Consider the following 21060-nt stretch of genomic DNA (forward strand, 5'->3'; position numbering starts at 1 on the left):
CCGTTAAGGTACCGGCTTACGCTACGATCTTTGCAACCACGCCGGCGCCGACAGTACGGCCACCTTCGCGGATTGCGAAACGCAGACCTTCAGTCATGGCGATCGGGGCGATCAACTTGACGGTGATCGACACGTTATCGCCAGGCATGACCATTTCCTTGCCTTCCGGCAGGGTGATCGAGCCCGTCACGTCCGTCGTACGGAAGTAGAACTGCGGACGATAGTTGTTGAAGAACGGGGTGTGACGACCACCTTCGTCCTTCGACAGCACGTACACTTCGCCGGTGAATTCCGTGTGCGGCGTGATCGAACCCGGCTTGGCCAGAACCTGACCACGCTGGACGTCTTCACGCTTCGTGCCACGCAGCAGAATACCGACGTTATCGCCTGCCTGACCTTGGTCGAGCAGCTTGCGGAACATTTCCACGCCCGTGCAAATCGTCTTGACCGTCGGGGTGATACCGACGATTTCGATTTCTTCGCCGACCTTGACGACACCCGACTCAACACGACCGGTCACCACGGTACCGCGACCCGAGATCGAGAACACGTCTTCCACCGGCATCAGGAATGCCTTGTCGATGGCGCGTTCCGGCGTCGGGATGTACGTATCGAGGGCTTCAGCCAGTTGCATGATGGCGCCTTCACCGAGTTCGCCCTTGTCGCCTTCCAGCGCCAGCTTGGCGGAACCCTTGATGATCGGCAGATCGTCGCCCGGGAAGTCGTACTTCGACAGGAGTTCGCGAACTTCCATTTCGACCAGCTCGAGCAGCTCGGCGTCGTCGACCATGTCGCACTTGTTCAGGAACACGATGATGTACGGCACGCCAACCTGACGGGCCAGCAGGATGTGCTCGCGCGTTTGCGGCATCGGGCCGTCGGCAGCCGAGCAAACCAGAATGGCGCCGTCCATCTGGGCAGCACCGGTAATCATGTTCTTGACGTAGTCGGCGTGGCCCGGGCAGTCAACGTGTGCGTAGTGGCGGTTCGCCGTTTCGTACTCGATGTGCGCGGTGTTGATGGTAATACCGCGTGCCTTTTCTTCCGGCGCTGCGTCGATTTCGTCGTACTTACGGGCTTCGCCGCCGAACTTCGACGCCAAAACCGTTGCGATAGCGGCCGTCAGGGTCGTCTTGCCGTGGTCGACGTGACCGATGGTGCCGACGTTGACGTGCGGCTTGGTCCGCTGAAACTTTTCCTTTGCCATTTCCGACTCCTAACGAGGTTATCTTTTGCCGAGGTTGCTCGGCATGATGATTGCCGCGCTTCACACTATCTTTGGTGCCCATGGGCAGGATCGAACTGCCGACCTCTCCCTTACCAAGGGAGTGCTCTACCACTGAGCCACATGGGCGAATCCATTACTACTGCTGCATCTGCGCGTCACCTGGAGCGGGTGAAGGGAATCGAACCCTCGTCGTAAGCTTGGAAGGCTTCTGCTCTACCATTGAGCTACACCCGCTTGGATTCCGACTCTCGCCTCAGGCAACAAGCGCCGGAAATTTTAGTTTCCGGCGCTCATTACTTCCGCATTCTGGTGGAGGAGGTTGGATTCGAACCAACGTAGGCGTAAGCCAACAGATTTACAGTCTGCCCCCTTTAGCCACTCGGGCACCCCTCCGCAGAGAATTTGCAATTATGGAGATGTCGCCCCGCCTTGTCAACACCTGCCATGCGTTAAATACGCAGTTTTTGTGCCTGCTGCTCTGCGAATTTTCACTATCCGCAGCAAGCCGTTGATTTGCTTGATGATATCAATTCGGCCAAGCGTTGACTCAATGCCAATGACGCGCCGGGGCAAACCAGCGCCGACGCCAGGCGGCGGCATAGCGACTCAGACTATCCCTCCCCCGGTGGAATTCTCGTTTGAGTTTCTGCCATGGGTTGCGCCTGACCTTATGACGGCCGACGATGGTGGTACCGAAATCATCGCCTCGATCCAGCACGATATCCGGCGTCATCGAGATCATGTTGATGCCATGCTCCCAGTTCCGGTTGAGCATGTCGTCGACGGGGTGAATGGTGCGCCGGGCATAGGCTAGAAGCACAAGCGCTGCCGCGCGCCGGATGAGGTAGGCATGCGCACCGCCCGGCTGCTTTCTGTGGTCGCGCAGAATCCCACCACCGGGCAGTTGGCCAACGCGCCATGCCCCTGCGGCGCCCCCTTCCTTCAATCGCATAATGCCCCAGGGGAGCGTCACGCTCAGTGTCGATGCAAGACATTGCGAGAACCCGGGAGTCAGTTCGACATCGTCTTCCAGGATGCACCAGACATCGTCGTTGGAGTTCGCGAGCGCTTCCCAGACCCGGTAATGACTGTCATAGCAGCCGACCTCTCCGAGCGTCAGATGATTGCCGTATATCCGAAGGCGTTCGGAAGCGTCATACGTCGACGGATAGTCGCTGATACGTTCGGCATCGAAGAATTGAAAGGGGACGTCGGCTGCCGCCAACTGCTCGATCATGTGTGCGCGACGAACATCGCTGTCCACGAGAGAGATGACGACAACCGGGGGAAACCTGGAGGGTGAAATAGGATTCTGGAACATCGCCGCGCGCTCGCGCCGCGACGGCGCGGCACCTATGCCGCAAATTGGAATAGCGGCACGATAGCGAACAAACGACAAAATTACGAGATTATGGCGATACTTCGAGGATTTTCCCACGCCCCACCTCCTCCAAGCCTTCACTCGCTATGGCATAGAACGATGGGAGCCGCGAAGGACGCGGAAATCCTTGCGCCGATTCGCCCTATGGGTCAGGGTGACGCAACACGACCTTGGCATTGAACCGCGCCGTCGCGCCGGCACTGCGTACTATCGCCGTGGACACGATCTGGGCATCAAGCCACGCCGCCGCGACAGGGCCAGGCGTTGTCGCCGTCGACATGACCTAGACATCGAGCCACGCAGGCGCGCCGACGCTGGGCGTTATCGCCGTGGACACGACCTGCGCATCAAGCCACGCTGCCGCGACAGGGCCAGGCGTTATCGCCGTCGACATGACCTAGGCATCGAGCCGTGAAGCCGCGCCACCGCTCGGCATTATCGCCGTCGGCACGACCTGGGCATCAAGCCACGCAGGCGCGCCAAGGCTGTGCGATATTGCCGGGGAAAAGCAAAAACCCCTTGCTACACAAGTTAGCAAGGGGTTTTTAAGGGGAGCCTGACGATTACCTACTTTCACACGGGTATCCGCACTATCATCGGCGTGGAGTTGTTTCACGGTCCTGTTCGGGATGGGAAGGGGTGGTTCCAACTCGCTATGGTCATCAGGCATAACTTGTGTGTTCTGCTGAGCGGGGCTCAACAAAACCAATTCGGAAGAAGCGTAGTACTACGTTTGTTGGGTTGCGAGTTGTATCGGCACATTGCACGACACTCACACCAGGAAAACACACTGGTTATAGGATCAAGCCTCACGGGCAATTAGTATCAGTTAGCTTAACGCATTACTGCGCTTCCACACCTGACCTATCAACGTCCTGGTCTTGAACGACCCTTAAGGGGAATCGAGTTCCCAGGGAAGTCTCATCTTAAGGCGAGTTTCCCGCTTAGATGCTTTCAGCGGTTATCTCTTCCGAACATAGCTACCCGGCGATGCCACTGGCGTGACAACCGGTACACCAGAGGTTCGTCCACTCCGGTCCTCTCGTACTAGGAGCAGCCCCTTCAAACTTCCAACGCCCACGGCAGATAGGGACCAAACTGTCTCACGACGTTTTAAACCCAGCTCACGTACCTCTTTAAATGGCGAACAGCCATACCCTTGGGACCGGCTACAGCCCCAGGATGAGATGAGCCGACATCGAGGTGCCAAACACCGCCGTCGATATGAACTCTTGGGCGGTATCAGCCTGTTATCCCCAGAGTACCTTTTATCCGTTGAGCGATGGCCCTTCCATACAGAACCACCGGATCACTATGACCTGCTTTCGCACCTGCTCGACTTGTCAGTCTCGCAGTTAAGCACGCTTTTGCCATTGCACTATCAGCACGATTTCCGACCGTACCTAGCGTACCTTCGTACTCCTCCGTTACACTTTGGGAGGAGACCGCCCCAGTCAAACTGCCTACCATGCACTGTCCCCGATCCGGATTACGGACCTAGGTTAGAACCTCAAACAAACCAGGGTGGTATTTCAAGGACGGCTCCACAGAAACTAGCGTTCCTGCTTCAAAGCCTCCCACCTATCCTACACAGACCGGTTCAAAGTCCAATGCAAAGCTACAGTAAAGGTTCATGGGGTCTTTCCGTCTAGCCGCGGGTAGATTGCATCATCACAAACACTTCAACTTCGCTGAGTCTCGGGAGGAGACAGTGTGGCCATCGTTACGCCATTCGTGCAGGTCGGAACTTACCCGACAAGGAATTTCGCTACCTTAGGACCGTTATAGTTACGGCCGCCGTTTACCGGGACTTCAATCAAGAGCTTGCACCCCATCATTTAATCTTCCGGCACCGGGCAGGCGTCACACCCTATACGTCCACTTTCGTGTTTGCAGAGTGCTGTGTTTTTATTAAACAGTCGCAGCCACCAGTTTATTGCAACCCTTTCACCCTCCTGGCGCAGGCCAGTCAAGCTACAAGGGCGTACCTTATCCCGAAGTTACGGTACCAATTTGCCGAGTTCCTTCTCCCGAGTTCTCTCAAGCGCCTTAGAATACTCATCTCGCCCACCTGTGTCGGTTTGCGGTACGGTCTCGTATGACTGAAGCTTAGAGGCTTTTCTTGGAACCACTTCCAATTGCTTCGTACCCGAAGGTACTCGCCCCACAGCCTTGAATTACGCGCCCGGATTTGCCTAAGCGCCTTCTCCACTGCAGGGACCGGGACTTCCAACACCCGGACAACCTTCCGCGATCCGTCCCCCATCGCATCATACGACGGTGCAGGAATATTAACCTGCTTCCCATCAGCTACGCATCTCTGCCTCGCCTTAGGGGCCGACTCACCCTACGCCGATGAACGTTGCGTAGGAAACCTTGGGCTTACGGCGAGGGGGCCTTTCACCCCTTTATCGCTACTCATGTCAGCATTCGCACTTCTGATACCTCCAGCATCCTTCACAAGACACCTTCACAGGCTTACAGAACGCTCTCCTACCATGCGAGCAAGCTCGCATCCGCAGCTTCGGTATATTGCTTAGCCCCGTTACATCTTCCGCGCAGGACGACTCGATCAGTGAGCTATTACGCTTTCTTTAAAGGGTGGCTGCTTCTAAGCCAACCTCCTGACTGTTTTAGCCTTCCCACTTCGTTTCCCACTTAGCAATATTTAGGGACCTTAGCTGGCGGTCTGGGTTGTTTCCCTCTTGACACCGGACGTTAGCACCCGATGTCTGTCTCCCGTGATTACACTCTTCGGTATTCGGAGTTTGCTATGGCGAAGTAATCCGCAATGGACCCTTCAACCATGACAGTGCTCTACCCCCGAAGGTGATACACGAGGCACTACCTAAATAGTTTTCGGAGAGAACCAGCTATTTCCAAGTTTGTTTAGCCTTTCACCCCTATCCACAGCTCATCCCCTAATTTTTCAACATTAGTGGGTTCGGTCCTCCAGTACGTGTTACCGCACCTTCAACCTGGCCATGGATAGATCACTTGGTTTCGGGTCTACACCCAGCGACTGAACGCCCTATTCGGACTCGCTTTCGCTACGCCTTCCCTATTCGGTTAAGCTTGCCACTGAATGTAAGTCGCTGACCCATTATACAAAAGGTACGCAGTCACCCCTTGCGAGGCTCCTACTGTTTGTATGCATGCGGTTTCAGGATCTATTTCACTCCCCTCCCGGGTTCTTTTCGCCTTTCCCTCACGGTACTGGTTCACTATCGGTCGATTACGAGTATTTAGCCTTGGAGGATGGTCCCCCCATCTTCAGACAGGATTTCACGTGTCCCGCCCTACTTTTCTCAAGCTTAGTTCCACACCAGGGTTTTCTCATACGGGCTATCACCCACTATGGCCGGACTTTCCATTCCGTTTTGATAACACCGGTGCTAAATCTTGAAGGCTGGTCCCATTTCGCTCGCCACTACTTTGGGAATCTCGGTTGATTTCTTTTCCTGCAGCTACTTAGATGTTTCAGTTCGCCGCGTTCGCTTCACTAGACCTATGTATTCAGTCTAGGATGGCCCAGAGGGCCGGGTTTCCCCATTCGGACATTTGTGGATCAAAGCTTATTTGCCAGCTCCCCACAACTTTTCGCAGGCTATCGCGTCCTTCATCGCCTGTAATCGCCAAGGCATCCACCACATGCACTTATTCGCTTGACCCTATAACGAGAATGTCTCCCCGTTATAGGTTGAGTTTTCGCGTTGTGCCGTATTCCAAGTCATCTTTCGATCACTTAAATACTAGTTGATACAATCACAACCCGTACAATTTCCACGCGCCATCTCTAACGCGCTTCCGTTGTACTACTACTTCTTCCAAATTGTTAAAGAACAAATACTGCATGACATTGCTGTCATTCAAAAACATTCACGCTAAATCACTATTGGGATTTACTACAGACGTAAAAGCTTTTGACTGACATCGATGTGCGATCTAAGGAATTGGTGGAGGCAGACGGGATCGAACCGACGACCCCCTGCTTGCAAAGCAGGTGCTCTCCCAGCTGAGCTATGCCCCCCAAATCAGTCTGATGCGGCGTTACAAAAAACCTTGCATACCCATGTATGCGGCGGCTTTTTGTGCCTTGCCTCAGCCAGATTTCTTTCTACCAGGCGTCGGTGGAAAGAGTTTGGTGGGTCTGGAAGGACTTGAACCTTCGACCCCCGCCTTATCAAGACGGTGCTCTAACCACCTGAGCTACAGACCCGACTTAGATCTACGCAGTCAAACAACCGATAAGCGTGAACACTCAACTTCCAGTGCATGCTCTAGAAAGGAGGTGATCCAGCCGCAGGTTCCCCTACGGCTACCTTGTTACGACTTCACCCCAGTCATGAATCCTGCCGTGGTAAGCGCCCTCCTTACGGTTAGGCTACCTACTTCTGGCAAAACCCACTCCCATGGTGTGACGGGCGGTGTGTACAAGACCCGGGAACGTATTCACCGCGACATGCTGATCCGCGATTACTAGCGATTCCAGCTTCACGCAGTCGAGTTGCAGACTGCGATCCGGACTACGATCGGTTTTCTGGGGTTAGCTCCACCTCGCGGTTTGGCAGCCCTCTGTACCGACCATTGTATGACGTGTGAAGCCCTACCCATAAGGGCCATGAGGACTTGACGTCATCCCCACCTTCCTCCGGTTTGTCACCGGCAGTCTCCCTAGAGTGCTCTTGCGTAGCAACTAAGGACAAGGGTTGCGCTCGTTGCGGGACTTAACCCAACATCTCACGACACGAGCTGACGACAGCCATGCAGCACCTGTGTTACGGTTCTCTTTCGAGCACTCCCACCTCTCAGCAGGATTCCGTACATGTCAAGGGTAGGTAAGGTTTTTCGCGTTGCATCGAATTAATCCACATCATCCACCGCTTGTGCGGGTCCCCGTCAATTCCTTTGAGTTTTAATCTTGCGACCGTACTCCCCAGGCGGTCAACTTCACGCGTTAGCTTCGTTACTAAGGAAATGAATCCCCAACAACTAGTTGACATCGTTTAGGGCGTGGACTACCAGGGTATCTAATCCTGTTTGCTCCCCACGCTTTCGTGCATGAGCGTCAGTATTGGCCCAGGGGGCTGCCTTCGCCATCGGTATTCCTCCACATCTCTACGCATTTCACTGCTACACGTGGAATTCTACCCCCCTCTGCCATACTCTAGCCTTGCAGTCACGAATGCAGTTCCCAGGTTAAGCCCGGGGATTTCACATCCGTCTTACAAAACCGCCTGCGCACGCTTTACGCCCAGTAATTCCGATTAACGCTTGCACCCTACGTATTACCGCGGCTGCTGGCACGTAGTTAGCCGGTGCTTATTCTTCCGGTACCGTCATCCCCCGAGGTATTAACCCAGAGGATTTCTTTCCGGACAAAAGTGCTTTACAACCCGAAGGCCTTCTTCACACACGCGGCATTGCTGGATCAGGCTTTCGCCCATTGTCCAAAATTCCCCACTGCTGCCTCCCGTAGGAGTCTGGGCCGTGTCTCAGTCCCAGTGTGGCTGGTCGTCCTCTCAGACCAGCTACAGATCGTCGCCTTGGTGAGCTTTTACCCCACCAACTAGCTAATCTGACATCGGCTGCTCTTGTAGCGCGAGGCCCGAAGGTCCCCCGCTTTCCTCCTCAGAGCGTATGCGGTATTAATCCGGCTTTCGCCGAGCTATCCCCCACTACAAGGTACATTCCGATGTATTACTCACCCGTTCGCCACTCGCCACCAGGTGCAAGCACCCGTGCTGCCGTTCGACTTGCATGTGTAAGGCATGCCGCCAGCGTTCAATCTGAGCCAGGATCAAACTCTTCAGTTTAAACCTGTTACTGTTTTCGGTTTTTCGTGATAAATCACTCGAACCGGTCGCTCTCAAAGTATGCTGACAAGTTAATTACTTAACTTACCTATTACTTATGTGAGCCTCAATAAATTTAAAGCTTATCTGCCGAAGCAGACGCACTATTCATCGAGTGCCCACACTTATCGGTTGTCTAGTTTTTAAAGATCAATCGCATCGAACTTCGCTTCGTCGCACACTTACCGCGCCGTCGCTTCGTTTTCTGCGTCGCTGCATCTGCAGCAGAGAAGCAAGATTATGTCGCAGCTTCTCGTCGTCGTCAACAGTTTTTTTCGCCTTCTTCGCTCGCCGCCGTAGCGACTCACAAGCTCCAAAACCACCAACCACCGGGCTTTCCAGCCCGTCGCCTCCACCGCTTCGCCGCTTTCGCTGCGTCGCCGTCGTTGCGAGAGACGGAATATTAGTGAAAACCCCGTACCCTGGCAAGCCCTTTGTGAAAATAATTTGAAAAAGGTCGGGGCCGGGCAAAAAAAATAGCGATTCGAGCGGGCCGAGATCCACGGCGCAGGTCACAGGGAGGGCACAGATCCACGATGGTCCGGCATCCCACTGAGACGCGACCATCGAAATCACCTATCCTTGCCGGAACCTTGCCCATAGGGAAAGGCGACGCAGCGATCCGGGTCTCTTCCCTTCCTATACTTATATATAGAGCGTTCGAGATGGTCCATTCGCGCATCCTTCCGTCGCGCTCTCTCGATGTCCTGCGGCGCCTGGCCACGCTTCTCCCGCTCGCGCTCATCGTCGCCGCCTGCAGTTCGGTGCGTCCACCTCCCGAGCCGTCTCATTGGACGAGCCACACCTCGGCCGCTACGCCCGGCACGCTCGCCAGTACCCTGGCCACGGCCGTCCGCGCCCATTCGGGCCAGTCCGGCTTCCAACTCCTCTCCACCGGCTCCGACGCATTCACCACCCGCCTCGCACTGGTTCAGGCCGCACAGCACAGTCTGGACGTTCAGTACTACAGCGCCGGCGAGGACGTCACCGGCCGCCTCCTGCTCCAAGCGCTGCTCGACGCCGCCAACCGCGGCGTACGCGTACGCATGCTGGTCGACGACATCAACCGTCGCCACACCGACCCAGCGTTTGCGGCGCTCGATCAACATCCCAACATCGAGATCCGCGTCTTCAACCCGTTCGGCACCCGCGACACCACGCTTATCGAACGGGCGGGCAATCTGCTCACCCGGTTCGACCAGCTCAACCGCCGCATGCACAACAAGGCGCTGATCGCCGACAATCAGCTGGCCATCGTGGGCGGCCGCAATCTGGGCGATGAGTATTTCGACGCCAATCCCGAATTGTCCTTCCGCGACTTCGATCTGCTCTGTGCCGGCCCGATCGTCGACGCCGTCTCCCGTAGCTTCGACCACTTCTGGACGAGCCAACAGTCTTATCCGCTCAAGCAGGTTCAGTCGAAGATCGACGAAGCGACGCTCGACGCCACACGCGACGCGTTGGCACGCCACTGGCGCGACACCGACCGAACGCCCGCGGGACATCTGGCGCTTCACCCGCCCCCGCTCGCCGAGCGTCTGCACAACGGCAAGCTCCCACTTTTCTGGGCCCCCGCCGAGCTTGCCGCCGACGGCCCCGACAAACTCGACACCCCCGCCGCCGTGACCCAGAGCGCACCCGGCCACAAGCTGCGCCAGTTGGCGGCGAATGCCCAGCGAGAGGTCCTGATCATTTCCCCGTACTTCGTGCCGCTGGACGGCGGTGTCCGGTTTCTGTCAACGCTCACGCAGCGCGGCGTCAAGGTGCGCGTGCTGACGAACTCTCTCGCGGCGACCGACGTCATGGCAGTCCACGCCGGCTATGCACGCTATCGCCCGGCGTTGCTGCAAGCCGGCGTCGCGCTATACGAGTTCATGCCGATCCGCACGAATGACGGGGCCCGCTCGCTGCGGCGCGTCTCGTTCGGCAGCACGTCGCGTGCCAGCCTGCACGGCAAGGTCTATGTCATCGACCGGCGCGACGTCGTCCTCGGTTCGTTCAATCTGGACCCACGTTCGGTGCGTCTGAATACGGAATTGGCGATCGTGATCCATAGCCCGGACTTTGCCGAGCGCATGGCGCGGATTTTCGACCGGGCGACGTCGCCCCATGCCAGTTTTCGCGTCGAGTTGGCGCCCGCCAACCCCGCCAACCCCGCCATGCCGCCGCCGATCACCCCGCCAACCTTGCCGACGCTGCGCTGGGTAGGCGAGGAGAATGGTCAACCGCGAACCTTCGACGTCGACCCCTATGCTTCGTTCTGGCGCAATGCGGTGGCAGGCGCCTTCACGTTGCTGCCGAGCGACGACCTGCTCTGAAACTGTGCCGCGTTCGCGAATACCTGAACCATGGCGACGCCTGTCCGCGCACCGATCTGACACTGACTCTCCGTGAAACGCGCCCTTCGGCGGCACCTTCACCTTCACCTTCAGCCACACCTTCGCCCTCACCCTCCCCCATCGTCACCCGCACCATCGCCCACACCCTCGCATTCGCTCCCGCCCCATCTTCGTCGTCGCTGCCCCCTCCCCATCGCCCAAGACCTGCCGCCGGCTCGGCGCATGCCCGTCGTCCGCCCGGACGGAAAGCCGGCATGCGCAAGCCGCCTGCCAAGCGCGCTACGCCAAACCCGCCTCGCGTCGCAAACGCACGGCCGAACGGGTGGCGTCACGAACGACCTCGCCAACATCGAACGTAAGGAACCGGCCGCCTTGCCGCAAAATGCGGCCGTCCACGATCACCGTATCGACGTTCTCCGGCTGCCCCGAATACACCAGTGAATTGAACGGGTCGAATACGGGGGCAATATCCAGGTCATCCATGCGAACCAGCACGATGTCGGCGCGTTTGCCCGGGGACAGTGACCCGGTGCGATCGGCAAGATTGAGCGTGCGCGCACCCTCGATGGTCGCAAGTTCCACCAACCGGCGCGGCGTGAGTTTGACGTTCGTGTCGCTTCTCGACTTATGTGCCCACAGCAGGGCCCGCATTTCGTTGAAGAAGTTGGCATTGGCCGATGCCGCCGAAGAATCGGTCGAAATCCCCATTTGCGCGTGAAGCGCTTCCATTTCCGCAAATTGGGTATATCCGCTTCTCACCGTGGAGTACTGCAGCTCGATGGCGGGCGCGATACTGATGCGCACATTCGATGCCACGAGCGTCTGGCGCTCCGCCGCCGTGAACCCTTGCGGATGCACCAGCAGCAGGTCCGAATTCAGCCATTGATGCCTGGCCATCACGTCGATAATGCCGTGCGTCAGATTTCCGTAATGCAGTGTGTAAGGAAGCTGCATCGCCTGCGCATGCGCCATCGACGTGCTGAGATCATCGAATACGCTGGCGCGCATCGAACCGTCTTTTTCCGTCACCGGCGCGACGACAACGCCCAATGTCAGCCGCGGACGCTTCGGCAATATCGTCTGCCGGACTCGCTCGACATCCTGCCAGTCCATAGGCTGCGACGACGGCTCGCCGAAGCGCCCGTACGAGAATCGGGCGCGAACGCCCAGATCCTCCAGCGCCTGTAGATCCGCCCGCGCATGCGCTGGCGAGCGCACGTTGTGACAAAAGTCGTGCACGGTGGTGATGCCGGACATCAGGTTCTGCGCCAACCCGAAGCGCACCGAGTGATAGATGTCCTCCGGCGTCATGACGGCACCGGCACGGGCCTTGCTCGGGAAATAGCCGAAGGTCGGATCGTCGCCGCGCAGGGAGCCGCGCAACAGACTCGTCCACATGTGCTGATGCGTGTCCACGAACCCCGGCATGACAATCGTACGGCTCGCGTCGATGATCCGCACGTTCGGCAGATCGATGCGCGCGGCCACGGCGACGATGGCACCGCCCTTCACGTGCACGTCCCCCACGGGGAATTCGCCGAGTGCCGGGTCCATCGTCAGCACGTACCCGCCGCGCAAGATGAACTCGTCTCGCTCTGGCTGGGCAGGCTGCGAAGGCCGTTCCGCCGCGTGCGACGCCGCCGACACCGGCGCCAGCAGCGCGGGAACCATCATGCCGCCGGCCACGGCACCGCAGGCTTTGAGAAGATTGCGCCGGTTTCGCTGCATCTCGTTGTTCATATCAGACCTCCTTGGGGGCGACGACGCGTCAAAAGGTGTGCTGGATGCTGACGGTACTCACGAACTGGTGATCGCCGCTCGCAGGGCCGGCCGACGCGTTGACCTGCGCCATCGCACCGTTGCCTGAGGCGATTTGCAGCGCGGCGTCGACGTACACGGTCGTACGCTTCGACAGCCGGTAGCCGACAAGGGACGTGAGTTGATTGGCGCGGTTGTCGTTCAGTTGGGCGTTGCCGCGCATGTGCGTATACGTCGCGCTCGCGTACCACGCGGCGGTGAAGTCGTAACCAACACTCACGTCGAAGGCGTTGATCTGCGCCCCGGTCGCCGTGTTTCGGGAGAGCGTGGCAAGTGCCGAGATCAACACCTTGCCGAACCCATAGCGAACCCCGAGACCGATGTTGCGGATGCCATCGTTGCCGTTGTTCGTTTGCGGCGACTTGACCATCGTGTACGCCGCACCGATGCCAGCATTCGCGTAGTCGTAGTTGATACCGAAACTGGTGGCGGAGGATCGGCCGAAACTTCCGGGCACGCCGCCGAAGCCATACATCGCGCCGAACGTCAGGCCCGAGAAATCGGCGCTTTTGAATTTGACGGTGTTGGCGATCGCCTCGCCATTCACGCGATCGAAGTCGAACGATCCTTGCGCGGAATACGACACGCCGAACTTCGCGAACGGCCCCTGATGGGCGGCGTAGGATCCCTCGAAGAAGCTCCCTGGGTAGCGGTTCAACGTCAGGCTGTCGAACATGAAGTCGCGTTGATTCCCGACGGTCAACGTGCCGTATCGATTCGCCAGTCCGACATACGATTCGCGGGAAAACAGACTGCCCGGACCGCCGAACACGTTGCCATTGACAATGCTGAACAGCGAGCCGAGATAAAACACTGCACGATCGCCGCCGCCGAGGTCTTCATCGCCGCGAAAGATCAGTGCGTTCGGCCGCAGAACGCCAGGGTTCGCCGTGACGGCAGCGCCCCCGCCAACGTTGCTTGTGTAGCCGACGCCAGCGCCCAGCAGTCCGCTGATCTCGACATGGCTCTGCGCCTGTGCCGGGTTGGCGAGCGCGCCGCCTAGCAGGCCGGCGGCGATGAACGAACGTACCCAAATGCCGTGATGATTCACGTTGTCTCCCTTGATTTGAACTGGATGCGTAGCAAGGACAGGTTTCGCGCGGCCCGTTGCCCGATAAGGCCAGCCCGCTTCGCATCCGCCGTCTCCCCGAGTTGTGTTCGGGATGCGTGAATGCGATTATTTTTTATGCTTATATAATTGAAATTTAAAATGATTAGACGGAAGGGCATGGCCTCGACCGCCTGCACCCGACACCGCATCGGGCGTCTGGCAGGCCAGTGTAGGTTCAGGTAATGGCCGGGAAGGTGAATTCTTGGAATCAGCCATCAACCATTGGTTGACGCACGGCTGACACCGTCGGGGGCGCCGATGACGGGCCAATGGCGCGAGACTCATGGGTGCGCTACGTACAGAGCGGGCCCTTCGCCTCGTTGCGGGTAACGCGTTGCTGGAGATCGAAAATGAATGTCAGAACCGGTCAGGCGCCCCCGTCGCGCCTCAAGCTCAAGTACCTCCAGGCCGTGGCGGTGCTCGATGAAACGCACAGCTTGACGAAGGCCGCCGACCGCCTGAATCTCACGCGCGCGGCGCTCTCCAAGACATTGGCTGCGCTGGAGGACCTACTGGGGGTGAAGCTCTACGAGCGCACCGCATCGGGCATGGTGCCAACGACGTTCGGCCGGACGCTGGCCCGCCACGCCCGAATGATCCTTGGCAATCTCCGCTCGGCCGAGGACGAACTCCGAGACCTGATGAACGAGCACCGCGAGAGCCTGGTCGTCGGCGCCCTGTTCATCGCCATGCCTCAACTTCTGCCTCAGGCGATCGCATTGATGGCCGAGTCCCATCCGCGTTGCGTCATTACCGTGCGCGAGAGTGGTTCATTCGGGCTGGCCGCGGGGCTTCACGATGGCAGCTTCGATCTGATCGTGGGACGTCTGGTGCCCGAGTATTTTCGCAGCGCGGTCGAACTTGAACCGCTGTTCCACGAGGATCTGCTCGTCATCTGCCGTCGCGAGCATCCGCTGGCAACCGTGCCGGCGCTTGATTGGCGCGACGTTGCCGGCTATCCGTGGCTGCTCCCGCCCAAGGAATCCCCGATCAGCCACGCGATCCAATCGCAATTTCTCGCTGACGGCGTAGCGGGGCCCGGCATGATCGTCGAGGCGTTTTCCGTCTCCCTCGCGCTCGGGATGCTGCAGACCTGCGACGCGATTACCGTGCTGCCGAGCCGCCTGGCGCATGCACTGCGCGACAAGGGCGACGTTACGATTCTGCCGTTGCGCCCGCCACCGCTGCCCGCGCCGATGGGCGTGGCATGGCGCCGCGGCGATCCCCTGTCGCCGCTCGCCGCGGCGTTTGTCGAGGCGTTGAAGCGGTGCGCCTCGGCATCCCCACGCTGAGGTCCCCCCCCTCGTCATTCCGGCGGTGCCGCAATGGCACCGCTGCATCGCCCGAACGCGTCCGTCCACCTTCGGCGCGCCGCGAATTTCGAATTCGCCCGCATCCCCATCGCGGGCGCTAAGCAATCTCCGTGTCGTTCTCCGTCCAGGACGGCGATCTCATCTCATTAGAAATCAAGGGGAAGTTACAGAAATCTCACGCCCACCAAGAAGTCAGCACTTTTCGCAGAACTTGCGATTTCTTGAACGTCTATCCACTTGGCGTGAGACTCGGCAGATCAGGACATTCGAAGATTGCCATGAGGGATATCCGGCCACATTCTCACCCGGGTTGCGCCCATTGCCGCTCTAACTGCCTCACCTTGAGCCTCCCCCATTGTTGTCATTGATGCAACACGATGGTCCCTCGCCGAGGCCTTCTGCTGTGTGTCAAGCAGGCCTACGATTTGGGCGTTGTTCAAGCATGCGCCACTCCCGTCAGGCAATGGCGGGCCGCGCCAACCCGTCGAGGTAGTCATCATGAGTCAACGTCTGAACGCTTTTGCCCAATCGCCCGAACTCTTCAAGAAGTTCATCGAGTTCGGCATGCTGCTCAAGTCGAGCGCCATCGAGCAGTCGATACTGGATCTCGTCGATATCCGTGCCTCCCAAATCAACGGCTGCGGCTTCTGTGCCGACATGCACGTCAAGGAAGCCAAGATTCACGGTGAGCGCGAACTTCGCCTGCACCACGTCGCGATCTGGCGCGAGTCGACCGAATTCTCGGCACGCGAGCGCGCCTGCCTTGCCTGGACCGAAGCGCTGACCACACTGGGCGCGCATGGCGTGTCCGACGAGATCTACGAACGCGTGCGCAGCCAACTCTCGGAGAAGGAAATCTCGGACCTGAGCTTCGCCATCATGGCGATCAACGGATGGAACCGCCTGAACGTGGGCTTCCGGACCGTGCCCGGCTCGGCCGACAAGGCTTACGGCCTGGACAAGGCAAAATTCAGCTGAGGCCTCAGCATGAAAATGCTCGTCATCGGAGGCACCGGCCTGACCGGGAGCACACTCGTCAACGTGTTGAACGAACGCGGTCATGCGCCCATCGCTTCCGATGACGTGGCGCTGGCCATGGCAGAGGCCACGCTGGGTGCCCCGGTCAACGACATCGCCGAAGTCGCCGGCCCCGAGCGCGTGCGACCGGCCGAGGTTGCGCAACGCTAAGTACACGGGATCGGCGATTTGCGTAACGTGCGCGCCGAAAGCGGCGCGCTACTTCGGCGCCGTGCTCGACGACGAAACGCCGGTGCCCGGCGTCGGAGTGCGTCTGGACAAGATCGACTTCGAAACCTAGTTCAGCCGCACGCATGACAATAAGTAGCGGCCCATACGTGGACCTTCCATGAGCCAACTGCTGCCTCCCCATCAAAGTCTTTTGGACAAGTACCGTGGCAGGGACTTTCACCCTCTCTACGCCGCAAGCGTGACGGTACGCGGCGGGGAGGCTGCGCATGGCCGTGCCTCCGGCATTGCGATTTCCGATGACGGTGAACTGTTCATGGAACTGCGCCTGCCGGTGGAATTGGGCGGTACCGGTGGGGGGACCAACCCAGAGCAACTCTTCGCGGCCGGCTACGCCGCGTGCTTCCACGGCGCGCTCAGCATGCTGGCCGAACGTGCCGGTCTGTCCATTCCCGACGCCTCGGTGACGGCGACGGTCACCTTCGGCCGTGATCCCGTTGATGGCCTCTTCGCGCTCAAGACCGACATCAACATCCACTTGCCCAACATGGCGAAAGCCGCGGCCGAAGAGTTGGTACGCAACACCGAACGCCTGTGCCCGTATTCCAAGATGACGCAGGACGGAATTCAAAGCACCGTGGGCCTGACCCAGTAACCGGGCTGACCGATGACCGCCTACGCGGTTTTCGCGAGCACACTGTCCAGCATTTGCAGGTCCATCGCGCGAATGTGCTCCGTCATATAGTCGATGAACACGCGAATGCGCACTGGCAGATGCTGTCGACTCAGGAAGCAAACGAAGTGCCCCCGGTCGTCGGGGCATATTGGGGCAAGCACGCGACCAGCCTGCCATCCCGCAGGTGGTCGCATACCTGATACGCCGCCATTTGCGCGATGCCACGGCCGTCGAGCACCGACTGAAGTACCAGATCGCTGTCGTTGAACGTGAGCATGGCGTTCGGCGACACCTTGCGCAGCTGCCCGTCGGCCTTGAATTCCCATTCGTAGACGCGCCCGGACGCCAGCCGGAAGTTCACGCACCGGTGATCGGCGATTTCTTCGATGCTCGTCGGCAAGCCGTATCTCGCGGCATAGTCGGCGGACGCGCATAGCATCATCTGCATAGGGATTATCTTCTTGGCGATCACCCGACTGTCCTCCATGCGGCCGTTACGAAACGAGACGTCGATACGGTCCGTGGTGAAGTCGGTTGGCCCGTCGTCGAGCACCAGTTCGATCGAGATGCTCGGATTGGCTTCGCTGAACCCGTGGAGCAGGGGCGCCACGATCTTCCGTCCGAAGCCGACCGTCGAGCAGATGCGGACCTGGCCCGACGGCGGCCCTTCTCGTAGCTCGCGCATGTCGTCCATGGCCTGAATGATTCGCTCCACGCCCGGGTGGCACTGGTCGTAAAAGCGCCGGCCTTCGGCGCTCAGCGAGGTGCTGCGCGTCGTGCGCACGAAAAGCCGTGTGCCCAGCTGATCTTCCAACTTCTGCACGCTGCGGCTGATCGCCGAGCGGCCAATGCCCAGGCGATCGCCCGCTTTGGCAAAGTTGCCCTCGGCCGCTACGGCGATGAACGCTACGACGCCGGCATAGCTTGTGGCAAAGCTGTCGGCCAGGGAGTCCGCAGACTTGGACGGTTGACCGGAGGTAGAGGCGGATACGGAGGTCGGCATGGTGACAGCGCCACGGTAGTTGTTCCTGCTGATAAGACGGCCCGGCGAGGCATTTTGTGACATCCAATGCAAAAAAAGCTGGCACCTCCGGAAGAAAGGCCAGCTCGGAAGCACGCCCATGCGGGCAAGCGCCTCAGTGTTTCTCGGTCAGGGCGGCGATGCGGGCGAGCTTGTCGGGGTTGCGTTGCACGAGGATGCGCGTGAAGCGTTTGCCATCCGTCTCGTATGACTGCACGGATTCGAGCTTTTCGTCGATGAAACGCAGCAACGCCCACCGGCCGTTAACCTGACGCACTTCGGTACGCAGCGCGTCGCGGAACCGGCGCTTGCCCGCGTAGAACAGTTGCGCAAGACGTTTGCCGCCGACCAGGCTGCCGAAGCTGCCGACTTTGCCGCCGCCGTCGCCGATCAGTTCGGCGTTATCACTCAACAGGGCATGCAGGCCATGGAAGTCGCTGCGCTGCATGGCGTCGGAGAAGGCGAGCAGCAGACTGTGCAGGGTGGCGCGCGGCACCGTCTCGCGTGGCGTACCCTCCCGCAACTGCTGCCGGGCGCGCTTGACGATCTGACGCACGGCGGCCGGGGTCTTGCCCAAGGTATGAGCGATGTCCTCATAGTCGGCGTCGAACACGTCGCGCATCAGGAAGGCGGCGCGGGCGTCGGGCGACAGACGTTCGAGCATGTACAGGAACGCTACCGAAACATCGTCGGCAAGCTCGTGGTCCTGTTCTGGCGTTGAGGGCGTCGACATCAACATCGGCTCCGGCAGCCACACACCTGTGTAGTGCTCGCGCTCGGCTTTTGCCGCGCGCAGTCGATCGATGGATAGGCGCGTTGTGATAGTCACGAGCCACGCCTCGGCGTTCTCGACGGCGAGGTGGTCGGCCTCGTGCCAGCGCAGCCAGGCTTCCTGGACCACGTCTTCGGCCTCGGCAACCGCACCCAGCATACGGTAAGCGATCGCATATAGGCGAGAGCGGTGGCGCTCGAAGAGGAGCAGGTAGTCGGTCATGTCGTGGCGAACGCCAAAGGCTCAGAGGAGGCAGGCGAATCATTTTGCCGCAGCGCGTATGCGTCGACAAGCGTATGCCGCCCGCACGCGCGCGGCGGTTATGTGCCGGCCGCGTGCGCCTCCGCTGCCACGTCACGCCTGTGAATCGATGGGTAGCGAAGCATCGTTGCCCGACGCTCTCGCCGTCCACATGCGCCGCGCCCATCGATACATGATGCAGACCATGGCCAGCACTGCGGCTGCGATCATGACCCTGGCGCCCACGGCGGACAGTGCACTGAGCAACCGCTGGATCTGCCCCGAGAACATGCCCCCCAGCGTGAGTCCGACACTGGTCCAGAGGACCACCCCCAAGCAGTCGTAGCCGAGGAAGGTGCGTAACCGAATGCCCGTCGCGCCGCAAAGTGGCACCGCCACCAGCGACAGTCCCGGCAGGAATCTCGCCACGATCAACAGGCGCCCCCCCATCGTCCGAAGACTTGCTCGGTCTTGCTCACACAGGCGTCGCGAGAGAACGTGAGATCACACACGGTGTTGAGCGTGCGCGGCCCGTAACGTCGCCCCCAGAGGTACCAGGCCAGATCGGCCAGCATGCCTGCCAGCACTGCCGTGCCGAGTATCGGCGAGAGCGGCAGGGCGATGGACCACAGGCTCGCCGCCGCGTTCGCTTGACATGCCGCCACGGCGATTAACGTCGGCATGACGGGTAGCGGCAGCCCCAGTGACGCCCCCAGCACGTTGACGAACACCAGTAGCGCACCGTGCTGCGCAATCCACTCATGGGGCAGCATGGCATCTCCCGATCGAGGTTCTGCAATTCTTTTTCCGCACGATGCTTAGCCTCGTCATGTGTGATGCGTGGGTCGGGGCACGTTGCGCCGGACTGGTGTTCGCGATGAATGTCGTTGGAATCCATGCTAGTGGCGTGAGCGGAGCGGCGGTAGAAGCGGGAAAGGACGCATGGTGTTGCGTGCGGGGCAACAATGCGCCGCGCACCAATGCCAGGTCGGGCATTGGTGCGCGCAACACAACAGCGCGCTTCCTCCCGGGGATCTACCGCCCCAGCGAAGTCCTGCCTACGATGCCCTCACCCTCTCACCGCTTAAGGGCCTTCCATGATCGATCCGCACAACCCGACCCGCCGCAGCCTTCTGGCCAGCAGCGCCGCCCTCGCGGCCGGCGCACTCGCCGTACGTGCAGAAGCCAGTACGCCTTCCAACGATCACCCTACCCAGAGCGTACCTATGACTTCCAGCTCCTTTACCACTCAAGACGGCACGCAGCTGTACTTCAAGGACTGGGGCGAAGGCCCGGTCGTCACCTTCTCGCACGGCTGGCCGCTCAACGCCGACGCCTGGGACGGACAGATGCACTTTCTGGCGCGCAACGGCTTTCGTGTGATCGCGCATGATCGTCGCGGCCACGGCCGGTCGTCGCAGCCCTCGTCGGGCAACGACATGAACGGTTATGCAGACGATCTCGCGCAGTTGATCGAGTCGCTCGATCTGAAGCAAATCACGATGGTGGGCCACTCCACCGGCGGCGGGGAAGTGGTGCGCTACCTCGGACGTCATGGCAACCGCCGCGTGGCCAAGGTTGTGCTCATCGGCGCGGTGCCGCCCGTGATGCTCAAGTCGACGGCCAATCCGGAAGGTCTGCCCATCGAGGTTTTCGATGGGATTCGGGAAGGCGTGGCGAGAGACCGCTCGCAGTTCTACAAGGATCTGGCAGTTCCCTTCTACGGTGCAAATCGTCCCGGCGCCAAGGTCTCTCAAGGCTTGCTGGATCAGTTCTGGCTCTGGGGCATGCAAAGCGGGCTGAAGAATGCCTACGAATGCGTGAAGGCATTCTCCGAAACCGACTTTACCGAAGACCTGAAGAGGATCGAGGTTCCCACGCTCTTCATGCACGGCGAAGACGACCAGATCGTGCCGGTGCATGCCGCCGCGAAGAAGGCCGCCCGCCTCGTGAAGCAAGCAAAGGCGATTTACTACCCCGGCGCTTCTCATGGCCTGACGGCCACCCTGCAAGACCGCGTCAACGCCGACTTACTCGCGTTCCTGCGCGCCTGACGACGTCGACGCGCCAAGGTACGACTTCCACAAAACGAATCCCCAT

The 21060-nt window shown here is 59.6% G+C and carries 14 protein-coding genes, 5 tRNA genes, 3 rRNA genes and 1 pseudogene; 6 read left to right on the forward strand and 17 right to left on the reverse strand.

Features of this window, described 5'->3' with window-relative positions; all coding sequences use genetic code 11:
* Window positions 1–16: 16 nt before the first annotated feature.
* From tuf to DRB87_RS21525, 11 genes are all read right to left on the reverse strand, one after another.
* The gene (tuf, locus tag DRB87_RS21475; RefSeq protein ID WP_130027445.1) at window positions 17–1207 is read right to left on the reverse strand and encodes an elongation factor Tu; all 1191 of its coding nucleotides are present in this window, start codon (window positions 1205–1207) and stop codon (window positions 17–19) included.
* Window positions 1208–1279: 72 nt separating this feature from the next.
* Window positions 1280–1354: transfer RNA gene (locus DRB87_RS21480), tRNA-Thr, on the reverse strand.
* A 34-nt stretch (window positions 1355–1388) separates the two neighbouring features.
* A tRNA-Gly gene (locus DRB87_RS21485) sits at window positions 1389–1462 on the reverse strand.
* A gap of 73 nt (window positions 1463–1535) precedes the next feature.
* Window positions 1536–1621: transfer RNA gene (locus tag DRB87_RS21490), tRNA-Tyr, on the reverse strand.
* Between the two features lie 154 nt (window positions 1622–1775).
* Window positions 1776–2666: a glycosyltransferase family 25 protein gene (locus tag DRB87_RS21495; protein ID WP_130027446.1), complete on the reverse strand. Its 891-nt coding sequence runs from the start codon at window positions 2664–2666 to the stop codon at window positions 1776–1778.
* A gap of 497 nt (window positions 2667–3163) precedes the next feature.
* Window positions 3164–3276 (reverse strand): 5S ribosomal RNA (gene rrf / locus DRB87_RS21500).
* 131 nt (window positions 3277–3407) lie between these two features.
* A 23S ribosomal RNA gene (locus DRB87_RS21505) occupies window positions 3408–6280 on the reverse strand.
* Window positions 6281–6563: 283 nt separating this feature from the next.
* Window positions 6564–6639: transfer RNA gene (locus DRB87_RS21510), tRNA-Ala, on the reverse strand.
* Between the two features lie 112 nt (window positions 6640–6751).
* A tRNA-Ile gene (locus DRB87_RS21515) sits at window positions 6752–6828 on the reverse strand.
* A 65-nt stretch (window positions 6829–6893) separates the two neighbouring features.
* Window positions 6894–8425 (reverse strand): 16S ribosomal RNA (locus DRB87_RS21520).
* The 16S, 23S and 5S rRNA genes sit together here with 2 tRNA genes alongside, the layout of an rRNA operon.
* 189 nt (window positions 8426–8614) lie before the next feature.
* A complete protein-coding gene (locus DRB87_RS21525) occupies window positions 8615–9031 on the reverse strand; it encodes a hypothetical protein (RefSeq protein ID WP_130027447.1) in 417 nt (138 codons plus the stop codon).
* A 26-nt stretch (window positions 9032–9057) separates the two neighbouring features.
* Here DRB87_RS21525 and DRB87_RS21530 point away from each other — a divergent pair, with 26 nt between their 5' ends.
* Complete coding sequence (locus DRB87_RS21530; protein WP_240756095.1) at window positions 9058–10782, forward strand: phospholipase D family protein; 1725 nt, start codon at window positions 9058–9060, stop codon at window positions 10780–10782.
* 300 nt (window positions 10783–11082) lie between these two features.
* Here the strand turns inward: DRB87_RS21530 and DRB87_RS21535 are convergent, their stop codons facing one another.
* Together DRB87_RS21535 and DRB87_RS21540 are read right to left on the reverse strand one after the other, a co-directional pair.
* Window positions 11083–12543: an amidohydrolase family protein gene (locus DRB87_RS21535; RefSeq protein WP_240756096.1), complete on the reverse strand. Its 1461-nt coding sequence runs from the start codon at window positions 12541–12543 to the stop codon at window positions 11083–11085.
* A 28-nt stretch (window positions 12544–12571) separates the two neighbouring features.
* Complete coding sequence (locus DRB87_RS21540) at window positions 12572–13672, reverse strand: porin (RefSeq protein WP_130027448.1); 1101 nt, start codon at window positions 13670–13672, stop codon at window positions 12572–12574.
* A gap of 410 nt (window positions 13673–14082) precedes the next feature.
* Here DRB87_RS21540 and DRB87_RS21545 point away from each other — a divergent pair, with 410 nt between their 5' ends.
* The 4 genes from DRB87_RS21545 to DRB87_RS21560 all read left to right on the forward strand — a co-directional run bounded on the left by DRB87_RS21545 (window position 14083) and on the right by DRB87_RS21560 (window position 16906).
* Entirely contained in the window at window positions 14083–15024 is a 942-nt protein-coding gene (locus DRB87_RS21545) for a LysR family transcriptional regulator (protein WP_165385385.1), read from the forward strand.
* 519 nt (window positions 15025–15543) lie between these two features.
* Complete coding sequence (locus DRB87_RS21550) at window positions 15544–16023, forward strand: carboxymuconolactone decarboxylase family protein (protein WP_130027450.1); 480 nt, start codon at window positions 15544–15546, stop codon at window positions 16021–16023.
* 9 nt (window positions 16024–16032) lie between these two features.
* A complete protein-coding gene (locus tag DRB87_RS23850; RefSeq protein WP_240756097.1) occupies window positions 16033–16233 on the forward strand; it encodes a hypothetical protein in 201 nt (66 codons plus the stop codon).
* Between the two features lie 178 nt (window positions 16234–16411).
* Window positions 16412–16906, forward strand: a complete 495-nt coding sequence (locus tag DRB87_RS21560; RefSeq protein WP_130027451.1) for an Ohr family peroxiredoxin — start codon at window positions 16412–16414, stop codon at window positions 16904–16906.
* Between the two features lie 20 nt (window positions 16907–16926).
* Here DRB87_RS21560 and DRB87_RS21565 read toward each other — a convergent pair.
* The 4 genes and pseudogenes from DRB87_RS21565 to DRB87_RS21580 all read right to left on the reverse strand — a co-directional run bounded on the left by DRB87_RS21565 (window position 16927) and on the right by DRB87_RS21580 (window position 19733).
* A pseudogene (locus DRB87_RS21565) lies at window positions 16927–17930 on the reverse strand (LysR family transcriptional regulator).
* 133 nt (window positions 17931–18063) lie between these two features.
* Complete coding sequence (locus DRB87_RS21570; protein WP_130027452.1) at window positions 18064–18942, reverse strand: RNA polymerase sigma-70 factor; 879 nt, start codon at window positions 18940–18942, stop codon at window positions 18064–18066.
* Window positions 18943–19074: 132 nt separating this feature from the next.
* A complete protein-coding gene (locus DRB87_RS21575) occupies window positions 19075–19389 on the reverse strand; it encodes a DedA family protein (RefSeq protein WP_130027453.1) in 315 nt (104 codons plus the stop codon).
* Between the two features lie 2 nt (window positions 19390–19391).
* On the reverse strand, window positions 19392–19733 hold the full coding sequence (locus DRB87_RS21580; protein ID WP_130027454.1) for a DedA family protein: 342 nt from the start codon (window positions 19731–19733) through the stop codon (window positions 19392–19394).
* Window positions 19734–20057: 324 nt separating this feature from the next.
* Between DRB87_RS21580 and DRB87_RS21585 the strand changes: the two genes are divergently transcribed.
* Entirely contained in the window at window positions 20058–21014 is a 957-nt protein-coding gene (locus DRB87_RS21585; protein ID WP_130027455.1) for an alpha/beta fold hydrolase, read from the forward strand.
* Window positions 21015–21060 lie beyond the last annotated feature (46 nt).

This window comes from Pandoraea sp. XY-2, assembly GCF_004193915.1.
Classification (GTDB): domain Bacteria; phylum Pseudomonadota; class Gammaproteobacteria; order Burkholderiales; family Burkholderiaceae; genus Pandoraea; species Pandoraea cepalis.

What these genes read in the sequence shown, in the direction of transcription:
- DRB87_RS21580 (WP_130027454.1), bottom strand. Translation starts at nt 19,733, where the DNA reads ATGCTGCCCCATGAGTGGATTGCGCAGCACGGTGCGCTACTGGTGTTC.
- DRB87_RS21570 (WP_130027452.1), bottom strand. Translation starts at nt 18,942, where the DNA reads ATGACCGACTACCTGCTCCTCTTCGAGCGCCACCGCTCTCGCCTATAT.
- DRB87_RS21550 (WP_130027450.1), top strand. Translation starts at nt 15,544, where the DNA reads ATGAGTCAACGTCTGAACGCTTTTGCCCAATCGCCCGAACTCTTCAAG.
- DRB87_RS21585 (WP_130027455.1), top strand. Translation starts at nt 20,058, where the DNA reads ATGATCGATCCGCACAACCCGACCCGCCGCAGCCTTCTGGCCAGCAGC.
- DRB87_RS21535 (WP_240756096.1), bottom strand. Translation starts at nt 12,543, where the DNA reads ATGAACAACGAGATGCAGCGAAACCGGCGCAATCTTCTCAAAGCCTGC.
- DRB87_RS21525 (WP_130027447.1), bottom strand. Translation starts at nt 9,031, where the DNA reads ATGGTCGCGTCTCAGTGGGATGCCGGACCATCGTGGATCTGTGCCCTC.
- DRB87_RS21545 (WP_165385385.1), top strand. Translation starts at nt 14,083, where the DNA reads ATGAATGTCAGAACCGGTCAGGCGCCCCCGTCGCGCCTCAAGCTCAAG.
- DRB87_RS21560 (WP_130027451.1), top strand. Translation starts at nt 16,412, where the DNA reads ATGAGCCAACTGCTGCCTCCCCATCAAAGTCTTTTGGACAAGTACCGT.
- DRB87_RS23850 (WP_240756097.1), top strand. Translation starts at nt 16,033, where the DNA reads ATGAAAATGCTCGTCATCGGAGGCACCGGCCTGACCGGGAGCACACTC.
- tuf (WP_130027445.1), bottom strand. Translation starts at nt 1,207, where the DNA reads ATGGCAAAGGAAAAGTTTCAGCGGACCAAGCCGCACGTCAACGTCGGC.